Origin of the sequence: Synechococcus sp. MU1617 (assembly GCF_020514235.1) — a bacterium.
Lineage (GTDB): Bacteria > Cyanobacteriota > Cyanobacteriia > PCC-6307 > Cyanobiaceae > Parasynechococcus.
This window is the reverse complement of sequence record NZ_VTLB01000001.1, coordinates 507,743-518,019: the sequence shown is the minus strand read 5'-3', so window position 1 is coordinate 518,019 and position 10,277 is coordinate 507,743. Positions and strand designations below refer to the sequence as shown.

Genomic DNA, 10,277 nt, shown 5'->3' with positions numbered 1-10,277 from the left:
TAGCCAAGCCTGATCAGGCTTTCAGGCTGACCCGCTGGTAGCAGAACCAAAGCCACTGTTGGAACAGAAGGTTTCGGTGGGACCGCCACAGGGTCTGGGGTTGGGCTGCATCGAAATTTTCAGGCGGAGGAACATCTCCCCGGGCCTGGTCGCGTTCCATTTCTCCGAGGATCCGTCCCACGTTGTATTCGGGGTGGCCGAGGTGCATGAGCTGCCGCTGATCCGGTGTCTCGAAAATGGTGTAGCCCACGTGTTCGCCGTGGGCGAGCAAACGAAGACGTCCATCCCGTTCGGCGGCTTCCATGGCGGCATCGGGTAGTCCGGCATGACGGCTTTGGGGGCAGACGAAATGGTCGTCTTGGGTTCCCATCAACGGATGCCCCGGAACAAGGCTGCGCATCGGGTAGATCCCGAACAGCTTCTGCTGGAAGGCCACCTTGTCGACGCCTGCAAGGTAGGCGAGGGCGAAACCGGCCCAGCACAGGCCGAGTGTGCTGGCACAAGTGCTTCGCGCTTCCTCGATCAACTGGACCAGTTCATTCCAGTAACTGACCTGTTCAAAGGGCAGGTGTTCCACGGGGGCACCGGTGATGATCAAGCCATCCAGGGGACCCTGGGACAAGGCTTCATCCCAGCTCACATAGAGCTGGTCGAGATGGTTTTGATCCCAACTTTTGTAGGCATGGGAGTTGAGTCGAATCCAAATCGGTTCGATCTGCAGCACCGAAAGGCCCAGTGGATGCAGAAGGTTGAACTCGTACTGCTTGCCCAGCGGCATGATGTTCAAAATGCCGATACGCAGGGGCCGAATGTCCTGGCGTTCGGCCTGTTCAGGCTGAATCCAGGAAATCCGGTTGCGTTCAACCTCTGCGATTTTGTGGTAACTGCCAGGAAGGATCAGCGCCATGGGGGCTGGGTCGTCATTCAGCTGAGAACGGCTAGGGCCTGCTCGAAGTCGGCCTTGATGTCGTCGATGTGCTCGAGTCCGACAGAGACCCGCACCATCGTGGGGGTCACGCCAGCCGAGGCTTGTTCAGCCTCACTCAGTTGCTGGTGGGTCGTGGACGCGGGGTGAATCACCAGCGTTTTGGCATCGCCCACGTTGGCAAGGTGGCTGGCCAGCTTGAGGCTGTCGATGAAGCGAACTGCATCGTCGTAGCCACCGTTGAGGGAGAACATCAGCATGCATCCCATCCCGCGGCCTGTCAGGTATTTCTTCGCGGCAGCGTTGTAAGGATCACTGGCCAGTCCGGGATAGCTCACATGGGCAATGGCGGGATGGGTCTGCAGCCAGGTGGCCAGGGCCATGGCGTTTTCGGTGTGGCGCTCAACGCGCAGGCTCAGGGTTTCCAGGCCCTGCAGCAGCAAGAAGCTGTTGAACGGACTGACTGCCGGACCCCAATCTCGTAAGCCCTCCACCCGGGCCCGCAGCGCGAAGGCGATGTTGCGGTCATCCGGCAGGCCAAGCATTTTGCAGACGTCACTGCCGAAGCCAAACGCATCCCAGTGCACCAAGCCGTGATAAGCAGCGCTGGGCTGGCTCATCAACGGGAACTTGCCGTTGCCCCAATTGAACGTGCCGGCATCCACGATCACACCCCCCAGGCTGGTGCCGTGGCCCCCGATCCACTTGGTGGCACTTTCAACCACCACATCGGCGCCATGCTCAATCGGTCGCAGCAGAGCCCCACAGGCCCCCAGGGTGTTGTCGACGATCAATGGGATGCCTTTGTCTTTGGCAAGCGCAGAAAGACCCTCAAAATCGGGAATGTTGAAGCGGGGATTTCCCATCGCCTCGACGTAGAGCGCTTTGGTGTTGTCGTCGATTTGTGCTGCAAAGCTCGCGACGTCGTCGCCTTCGGCAAAACGCACGTCGATTCCCAATCTCGGGAACTGCACCTTGAACTGGTTGTACGTGCCGCCGTACAGGTAAGACGTTGAAACGAAGTTGTCTCCCGCCTGCATGCAGTTGGTGATCGCCAGGAACTGAGCCGACTGCCCGGAGGCTGTCGCCAGTGCGGCCACCCCGCCTTCAAGGGCGGCGACGCGTTTTTCAAACACGTCGGTGGTGGGATTCATCAGGCGGGTGTAGATGTTCCCGAACTCCTTCAGACCGAAAAGGTTGGCTCCGTGTTCGGCGTCATTGAAGACGTAGGAGCTGGTCTGATAGATCGGAACCGCCCGCGCGTTTGTTGCGCTATCTGGGGACTGCCCGGCGTGCAGTTGCAGGGTCTCGAAACGGTGAGACATGGTCTTCGGCGGGGGCCACTGCCCCAGTTCTAGTCGTCAGAGAGCTCGGGTTTGTCGGTTTCCGCCAAAGAGGGGAATGTGCTGCGGATCACGGCTTGGATGTCGCGGTGCGCTTCGCTGCGGAATCCAGCCACGCCATCTGAGCTGAGCAGGGGATAGGTGCGATCACTGGCGTCCACCTCGCGCAGGTGCTTCCAGCGGTTGCTGCTGTCTTCCGCTTTCAGCGCAATCAGGGGCGCCTGGAAGTCGTAGGCCTTGGTGTTGCCGAGGGAGGCCACTTGAGCGGTGAGCTTTTCACGCAAGGGGCTGAGGGCTTTGGCCTTCAACGTGTCGGGCAAGCCGAGCACGGGCTCGTAATGGTCGAGCAGACGGAGTTCGGCCTCCAGCAGCACAGGCCATGCTCCGCGTTCACCGTCGCCTAGGCCCATGCCCGCTTCGGCTTCGGTCATCGCATCGAGATGGAAGCGCAGCCAGCGGTAGTAGGTCTTGTCTTTGATTGGCTTCTTGGCGGCGGCCCGACCAGTCACAAGCGCCGGCAGAGCTTTTTCGGCTTTACGCAGGAACAGGCGATCCTCCCGCTCCAAATTCATGGCTCCCCAGCGCTGCCGGTATTCCCAGAGCTCGACGTAGCGAGCCACATCAGCCTCGGACCAGCCGAGACCCTTCAGTTCATCACCGCGATGGGAGGTTTCCTTGGACACCCGCTTCCTGGATCACGCCAGGTCTCAGCGTAGGTGTCGATGCTCACCGGTTTGGTGATTTGCTGGCGGGGTTGGCCTGCAGATGCTTCTCAACCGAGATGCGCTGCGGTTGGTTGTAACCCACCGGCAGCCAAAGATCGCCGTCTGCAGCATTGAAGTGGATTTCCCAGTGATACAACCCGGTGTAGGCCGTGGGGTCCTCTTTCATCAGTGAGGCATAGAGCAGTACGGCGCGGCCGTAGTAATCGCTGTTGTTGTAGCCCCAGAGGCCGCGGCGAATGTCCTGCAGTCCGCCCCGCCTGACCAGGTAGCGCGCTGCTGCCTGGATGGCGTCGTGGGGATCGCGGATGTCCCCGGCGCCAATCCCCGGTTCAGCCCAGGTGGTAGGTAGGAACTGCATCGGGCCCTGGGCATTGGCTACGGAGATGCCATCGATGCGACCCATGCCCGTTTCAACCAGATTCACGGCCGCCAATACTTCCCATTCGATCCCTGTCGCCGCCTCGGCCTTGCGGTAATAGCTGAGCAGATCCGCCGCCGGTTCGGGCTGAATGATCCGCCAGGCGGGGAGCATCGTCGGCCCACGGCCGCGGCTCATGCGAACGAATTCGCGCCGTGCCGCCAGGTGGCGTTCGGCCACGCTGCGCCAGCGCGGGGGTAACGCCTTAACGACCTGCTGAGATCTGGGTTCGTCTGTCGATAAGACCCGGTAGATCACCTGTTGTTGATGGCCGAGATCGGGCAGTGCCTCGGCCGGTGTGGCGGGATCCCTTAGAGCCTGTTCAACAGCAACCAGCAGTGCTGCCAGCTCGGCTGACTCCGCTGGCACAAGGGGGTACTGACGGCCGTCTTTCGTTGTCGGTTGGCTGGCTTGGGCCGGAAGCAGCACTGGTGCCATCACCACTGGCTTGGAAACCACCGCTTCGGCTGCAGCCTCCGGCTGTTTTGGTTTCAGCAAAAGCCCAGTCAGCAGGCTTGCCGTGATGGCCGAGACAACCAGCACATTGCGGCTGCGCATGGTGAGGCAGGGGCGCTGTGCTGACCCTACCGGTGCGGTTCAGGCTGAAAGAAAGGTGCTGCGGTCGTGAAAGTCCGCCTTGCGGCCGTGGCTGAGGGCCCAATGGCTCAGACCCTCCTGCCCGCGGTCCATTACAGCCGTCAGTGCCAGGTCTGGACAGACGCCTGGTGTCCACCAGGGCTCCAACGCGATCCGGGCGTCGAGCCGCAGTTGGTGCACCCCGCGTTGCAGTCGCACCATTGGGGGCATGCTCAGCTCTTGCTGGGTTTGGCCACTGCGGTAGCCATCGAAGCGATAGACCGCCCAATCGCCATTGGCAGCCAGATTCACTTCCCAATAGCGCTGCTCTCCAGGAGCAGCGATGAATGCCTCGAAGCAGGTGGTGGTCCAGAGCTCATCTTTGCGCTGCCCCTGTTGGGGCCCATCGTTCAGCCCCACCGGCAGCTTCAGGACGTCGATGCCCTTGGCCGCGCGGGCCAGAATCCCATAGCTGAGTTCCAGCCAACCATCGCGCCTCCACACCAGCTCGGCGCTGATCTGGACCCCCGGTGAAATGGACCGTTCAAAGGGAATCAGGCGGCAGGCCTGACGCAGCATCACGGCTGAACGCGCCATCTCAGAGGCTTGGGCTTTGCTGCTGCTTCAGCCGCGCAACCAGTTGCTCCAGGGCGTTGAACTGCTGCTCAACCGCTTCGGTGAGTCGGAACTGCACCAGGGCCCGTTGCAGGTTGTGCCCGGGTCGATCGCAGCGGAAATACACATCGCCCTCCAAATGATCCGTCAGAAAGCGCAAGCCAAGCTCCAGGGGGATCAGGCGGATGCAGTGAGGCAGATAGTGCAGGTCCCAGTCACTCAGGAAACCACCAGCCACGGATAGGTAGCCCGTGAGGATCGCCTCACAGAGCTCCATGTCGAAGCGCACATCGTTGAGGCAGAGGGTTTCCTCACCGGCTGGATTACAGCAGGAGCGCACACAGTCGCCGATGTCGTAGTGAACGAGCCCCGGTTTGACGGTGTCCAGATCGATCAAGCCGATCGCCTGGCCGCTGGCCTCATCGATCATCACGTTGTTGATCTTCGGGTCTCCGTGGATGGGCCGGTGATGGAGTTCGTCGCGGGCGAGGGCTGCTTCCAGAACATCGACGCTCTGGCGACGCGCTTCGATGAAGGCGCAGGCGTCACGTTCAGCAGGCCCCAGTCGGTCTGAGGCCGTGGCGACGGCATCGAAGTGTTGGAGGTAGGCCGGCGTGACGTGGAAATTTTCGAGGGTGTCCGCCAGTTGATCGGTGGGCAGATCGCTGATCAGGTGGTGGAACATTCCCAGCCCGTACCCCACTTCCTGGGCGTGGGCACTGTCCCGGATGACATCGCTGGTGGTCGCTGCGCCGATGTAGGTGATGGAGCGCCAGAACTCTCCGTTCTGTTCGATCCAGGGGGAGGCCTCTCGCCGACAGGGAACGACCCTGGGCACTTCCCAGCGCCGCCCCTTCAGTTGTGGGGGTGGAGAGGCGAGACGGCGTTCCATGTGATCGCCCAGGGCCTGCAGGTTCTGCATCACCAGGTCAGGCCGATCGAACACATTTGTGTTCAGGCGTTGCATGACGAAGGCTCCTCCCTGTCCCTCGTGGGTCACGAGGAAGGTTTCGTTGACGTTGCCTGAACCAAGGGAGCGGATGGCTTTGATCCCCTCGCGAGGATGGAAGCGATCGGCGATGGCTTCCAGGGCCTCGGTCATGAACGGTCGCATGGGTCTCACACGGCACCTTGCCGCTGTTCTGGTGCTCTGCCCCGTTCAGGTGTGCAGAACCACAGCCGACTCAGGCCTCGAGCTGGCTTTCGATCACATCCATTAACTCCAAGTAGGCCGGCACCCCGGTCTCACCATTCTCGTCCAGAGCCATCTTGCTGCCCATGGCTTGATTGGCGTTGTCGGCAATCACGGCATTCACCACAAGCTCCAGGGCTTTGGGCACATCGAGGTTCTGAAGCGCTTCGGCGTAGCGACGGCTGTGGCTGGGTCGCACGGATTCCTGGCAGTAGTTGGAGAGTTCCCGGCTTTCGGTCATGACCCGGTAGGCGGTTTCCTTCACGCCTGCCCGCCCGTAGATCGCCATGTACAGCAGGTTCACCATGGAGGCGTCGTTCGCCGGGATGGCGTACTTGCGGGCGATCTGAGGCCAGTACCGCAAGGATTTCAGGCCCTCCAGGCCGCCTTTGCGCAGCCCTGCGGCTTCACACCACTGTTCCAACTCCTCCATGGAATGGGGGCAGCGGCCCTGATCCCGCATAGCTTCGGCCATCACTTGCCCGGCCTGGAAGTTGCGGGTGGGGCTGCCGGAGACCGGCCGCATCATGCTGCCGCGCACATCGGCCACCATTGCGGTGAGCTGGCTGAAGGTGTGGTCCCGCACCCGCTCGAAGTCGCCATCGCGTACCAGGGTGGATTCGATCCTCGGCACGGCATAGCCCAGTTCCGTCAGGGGAAAGGGCTGACGGTGGTAAAGCCGTTGGCGGTCGGGGCGTGCCATCGACACGGTGGCTGCCTGGTCCAGGCACTGGTTCAGCAGCAGGGTCAGCAGCGTTGGCAACACCCCGGGGTTGTCCTGATGGAAGCCGTAGCCGAAGCCGGCGAACACCGAGGCCATGTTTTTGGCGGCTTTGATGAACTGTCCCTCCACGTTGTGAACACCGGCGGAGACCTGGATGTTCGGGGACAGTTGATCCATCAGTTGGGCCCCCAACATGGCTGTCAGGGCATTGGGATGACAGAAGTTGGCCGTGAAGCTGTCGAAGGGGTTGCGTAGCGCTCCATGGCGGTGGAAGCCGGAGAAGAAAGCGAGCTCCGGTTCTTGTTCACACAGCACATAGGCGCTGTTGCTGATCGGGTCATGGCTGAAGGATCCCGCCAGGCAGGCCAGCACCACCTGTTCCCGATTGAGCTCCTTCCGCAGGCGACAGGCTTCCTGGAGGTCTTCTTCGATGTGATTGCTGTTGGCGCTGAGCACCACGAGCTCACAACTCTCGATCAGATCACTCAAGGTGTTGGCGACCAGGTCACCGCTGCTGCGGTGACCGCCCATGTTGAGCACGGTCTCCACATGCTCATCGTCCATCGTTGCAATCGTCTCTTTCGGGAACGCTCCCAGGAGGTCCCGGCCAGGGCGAGGGGCCAGCAGCAGACGCCCTTTGGCGTTCTGCATGGCGCAGTTGTAGGCCAGCGAGGCGGGATAGAGCCCGACGCTGTAGAACCCCACCTTGCCGGTCGAGAGCTCCTGCACCCGCCGGCGGATTGCGCTGGCGTCAAGGCTCTGATCGAAGAAGGAATTGCGCATGCCGGCAAGACTAAGCAGCGTTGCCGATGAGACTGCTCACCGCAAACAGACGCCATTCCCTTGGGTGATGCGGAGTTTCGCCCAAACGCGTGCTCTGAACTGACTCAACTCAACCACTCTTGATGGCTGCAGATCGTTTTGGAGGCCTGCAAAGCATCTGCCAAGGTGGAAGATTGAATGAAAGAACTAAGCGTAAATTAAATAGCAATTGAATGACTCAAAGGCCCATGATCCTTCTGTAATTCGGGTTGGATCGTGTTCGCTCATTGAGGGCCTGGATTTCTGGATAAGCCGAGAGATCTTCGTTGGGATAAAAAATAGGGAGGTAGCCCAAGTATGCGTTGACTGCACAATCGGCGGCTGTCCAGTGGTCACCTACTAAATAATGTTTTTTTGAATAGAGGTCATTCAGGGTCGCCATCAGTCTCGGAAACTCCCGCTCTTTGTTCGATGGAACGAACAAAGCGATCGCCAGTGTGGAGTTGGCGAAAAGAACCCACTGGCTGATGGAGGCGCGTGTTGCGAGGTCTTTGATCTCGTTGGCGTAGTTCTCGGAGAGGTACTGAAGAATCGCCCCCGACTCAAAAAGCACCAAACCATTGCTGTCGTCTTTGAGGGCGGGCAACTTGCCGAAAGGATTCACCTCTAAGAAGCTCGATGCAAGATTTTGACGAGCGGCTAGATCGATGTTGACGTATTCGTAGGAAATTCCCTTTTCTGCCATGTACCATTTCGGCATCGAAACACGGGTCTTGGGGCCGCCGTAGAGATAAAGCGTCATCACTGATTTTTGATAATCTTCATGCTATCTCTCGGGATCAAATAGTGCTGTTGCGCTGCGGATGCTCTGCTCAGTATTGATGTCAATGTTGGATGCCTTGATGGCGATCCCGTTGTGCTGGAAATTTTGCGTGTAAATCTGTTCCGTGGGATTGCAAGAAACATCTGTTTGATAACAGTCTGGGGCGGCTGTGCAGGTGTCTTCACGGGCAGGCCCGGTTCAAACACGCTGTAATGCGCTCAAACCATTGCTACCAGGCTTGTGACCAGCCGTGATCTGCTGATGGCGTACCGCTGGCCTGCGGCGGTTGTTTTGTCCAGCCTTGTTCTGGCGGTCACGGCCGCCAAGCTGTTGAGTCGGCCCATCCCCATCGCGATTCAGGGTGGATTGCAGGTCGACAAGTTGGTGCTCCCGCCCAGTGTCACCATCCGCTCCGTCACCCCTTTGCCGGTCGTGGTGCAGGAGCAGGTGACCATCGGCGGCGATGCGCCCCTGGCGATTGAAGGCCCTGTATCGGTGAAATCGATTGCGGGGACTGTGTCGGTGAATGCCGATGCACGAGTCAGCGGGGTGGAAGGCCAGGTGTCTGTCACGGCTGATGATCCACTGGCTGTGCGAGCCGACGTTTCTGTCGACAAGAAAATCACGATCGGCGGCAAGGTCGATATTGAGGGCAAGGTGAAGCCGACTTTGCTTCCGGTTCCGATGCCCTGATCAGCGGTTGCGTGGGGCCTGGCCGTTGCCCATGGTCAGCCCCTGCTCCCAACGGTTGAACTGTCGCAGTGCCAAGGCCGACAGTGCGGCGGTGACCAAGCCGGCACTGCTCGAAGCGCTGCCCTGCTGGATGCCCACGAGAACGGCGGATCCCCAGAGCAGGGCCCAGGCCCAGGGGCGAGCAGCGCGAATCCGCGTCAGTGCCGACGAGCAGCTGCGGCAATGGATGGTGTGACTGTTGTATCGATCCATCAGCGCCGTGGTGGTTTGCCGGGGCGGTAGAGGTTGTCCTGCAAAGGGCTCGCCGCCGTTGGCGTTCAACCAGCGATGCAGGGCCGCCACGTAGACGTCTGCCGTTGTGGGCATGAAAAAACTGCGTTCCACGGCGGGGCTGCCGCCGGCCCGCTCCAGCACCCGTTCCTGCCAGTGCAGGAACACCTGATCGTCTTCCAACACCTTGTGATTGCCGATGTGCTGCAACCAGCGGGGCCGTAATCCGATCAGCAGCCTGGGGACGGCGGATTGGAACTGGAAGGGGAAGCGGGCAAACAGCCGGCATTCGCCGCGGCGAATCGGCACGGCATACACCACCGTGAGGATCCGCCCGAAGCCTTTGGCGGTGAGGTCATGCCACATCAGCTGCGGGGCATGAAAGCAGGTGGATTGGGCGCCGAGCTTGCCCCGCCGCGGCCCCTCGTCCCAGTAGGCCGTGAAGCCGCTGGCGTCTTCTCCCGTGATCGAGGCCTCCACGGGCGCGGCGTTCTCCCGTTTGCCGACGGTTTTGTGGTGGGTGAAGGGAACGTGGCTCACATCCAGCACGTTCTCCAGCAGGGTCACCGCATCCATCGGCAGGTCCCGGAAGGTGTCTTGCACCGTCCAGCTGTCGGGGTTCTCCTCCAGTGCCGGCACCAGGGGGAGCTGACTGGGGTCTGCGGCATCAGGGGCTCCCATCCAGACGAACAGCAGCCCCTGCCCCGTGGCTGTCGGCAGGCTGGCGCAGCGGGACCGACGGTTGTTGGGTTGGGTGTTGTCGAGGGCTTGCGGCACGCGCTGACACTGGCCACTGCCATCGAAACTCCAGCCGTGGTAAGGGCATTCCAGCAATCCTTCCTCGTTGATCCGCCCTTCGCTGAGGGGGACCAGACGGTGGGGGCAGACGTCAGGGAAGACGCGCCAGCTCGATTCGGCGCGATCCCACCAGATCACCAGATCCCGCTCTAGCAGTGTGAACCGACTCGGCTGTTTGGGGTCGAGGTCCTGCACATAGCTGATCGGCCACCACTTTTCAGTCCAGGTGGGATTCATGGCAGGAGCATCAAGGCCGCCATGTTCGCTAGCCGGATGGCCTGGCCGCGGTGTTTCTCTTGCCATCAGCTGTTCTGCCTTCTTTCCCCACTGGACTTCTCAGTGGTTTGGAACTAAGGAGTGGCGCGACGAAATTGCAGCGCTGAGCCTTCGGCTGCAGCGACATTCCTGAACCT

At 60.8% G+C, this 10,277-nt stretch carries 10 protein-coding genes; 1 reads left to right on the top strand and 9 read right to left on the bottom strand.

Annotated elements, in window-relative coordinates:
* Positions 1–13: 13 nt before the first annotated feature.
* From FZZ90_RS02905 to FZZ90_RS02870, 8 genes are all read right to left on the bottom strand, one after another.
* Positions 14–907, bottom strand: a complete 894-nt coding sequence (locus tag FZZ90_RS02905) for a homoserine O-succinyltransferase (RefSeq protein ID WP_226424254.1) — start codon at positions 905–907, stop codon at positions 14–16.
* 17 nt (positions 908–924) lie between these two features.
* Positions 925–2,250 (bottom strand): O-acetylhomoserine aminocarboxypropyltransferase/cysteine synthase family protein, encoded by a 1,326-nt coding sequence (locus tag FZZ90_RS02900; protein ID WP_226424253.1) that lies wholly within the window; start codon positions 2,248–2,250, stop codon positions 925–927.
* 29 nt (positions 2,251–2,279) lie between these two features.
* Entirely contained in the window at positions 2,280–2,951 is a 672-nt protein-coding gene (locus FZZ90_RS02895) for a hypothetical protein (protein ID WP_226424252.1), read from the bottom strand.
* Positions 2,952–2,994: 43 nt separating this feature from the next.
* Positions 2,995–3,969, bottom strand: a complete 975-nt coding sequence (locus tag FZZ90_RS02890; protein WP_226424251.1) for a transglycosylase SLT domain-containing protein — start codon at positions 3,967–3,969, stop codon at positions 2,995–2,997.
* 39 nt (positions 3,970–4,008) lie between these two features.
* A complete protein-coding gene (locus FZZ90_RS02885) occupies positions 4,009–4,584 on the bottom strand; it encodes a DOMON-like domain-containing protein (RefSeq protein ID WP_226424250.1) in 576 nt (191 codons plus the stop codon).
* A gap of 1 nt (position 4,585) precedes the next feature.
* On the bottom strand, positions 4,586–5,704 hold the full coding sequence (locus FZZ90_RS02880; protein ID WP_226424249.1) for a phosphotransferase enzyme family protein: 1,119 nt from the start codon (positions 5,702–5,704) through the stop codon (positions 4,586–4,588).
* An 82-nt stretch (positions 5,705–5,786) separates the two neighbouring features.
* Positions 5,787–7,301, bottom strand: a complete 1,515-nt coding sequence (locus FZZ90_RS02875) for a hypothetical protein (RefSeq protein ID WP_226424248.1) — start codon at positions 7,299–7,301, stop codon at positions 5,787–5,789.
* A 217-nt stretch (positions 7,302–7,518) separates the two neighbouring features.
* Positions 7,519–8,082: a glutathione S-transferase family protein gene (locus FZZ90_RS02870; RefSeq protein ID WP_226424247.1), complete on the bottom strand. Its 564-nt coding sequence runs from the start codon at positions 8,080–8,082 to the stop codon at positions 7,519–7,521.
* A gap of 261 nt (positions 8,083–8,343) precedes the next feature.
* On the opposite strand from FZZ90_RS02870, the gene FZZ90_RS02865 reads away from it, so the two are divergent.
* The gene (locus tag FZZ90_RS02865; protein ID WP_226424246.1) at positions 8,344–8,796 is read left to right on the top strand and encodes a hypothetical protein; all 453 of its coding nucleotides are present in this window, start codon (positions 8,344–8,346) and stop codon (positions 8,794–8,796) included.
* Here the strand turns inward: FZZ90_RS02865 and FZZ90_RS02860 are convergent, their stop codons facing one another.
* A complete protein-coding gene (locus FZZ90_RS02860; RefSeq protein WP_226424245.1) occupies positions 8,797–10,101 on the bottom strand; it encodes a Rieske 2Fe-2S domain-containing protein in 1,305 nt (434 codons plus the stop codon).
* Positions 10,102–10,277: the final 176 nt, after the last annotated feature.

Excerpts from the sequence above, each read along its gene's own strand:
- FZZ90_RS02905 (WP_226424254.1), bottom strand. The coding sequence starts at position 907 with ATGGCGCTGATCCTTCCTGGCAGTTACCACAAAATCGCAGAGGTTGAA.
- FZZ90_RS02900 (WP_226424253.1), bottom strand. The coding sequence starts at position 2,250 with ATGTCTCACCGTTTCGAGACCCTGCAACTGCACGCCGGGCAGTCCCCA.
- FZZ90_RS02890 (WP_226424251.1), bottom strand. The coding sequence starts at position 3,969 with ATGCGCAGCCGCAATGTGCTGGTTGTCTCGGCCATCACGGCAAGCCTG.
- FZZ90_RS02885 (WP_226424250.1), bottom strand. The coding sequence starts at position 4,584 with ATGGCGCGTTCAGCCGTGATGCTGCGTCAGGCCTGCCGCCTGATTCCC.
- FZZ90_RS02880 (WP_226424249.1), bottom strand. The coding sequence starts at position 5,704 with ATGACCGAGGCCCTGGAAGCCATCGCCGATCGCTTCCATCCTCGCGAG.
- FZZ90_RS02875 (WP_226424248.1), bottom strand. The coding sequence starts at position 7,301 with ATGCGCAATTCCTTCTTCGATCAGAGCCTTGACGCCAGCGCAATCCGC.
- FZZ90_RS02870 (WP_226424247.1), bottom strand. The coding sequence starts at position 8,082 with ATGACGCTTTATCTCTACGGCGGCCCCAAGACCCGTGTTTCGATGCCG.
- FZZ90_RS02860 (WP_226424245.1), bottom strand. The coding sequence starts at position 10,101 with ATGAATCCCACCTGGACTGAAAAGTGGTGGCCGATCAGCTATGTGCAG.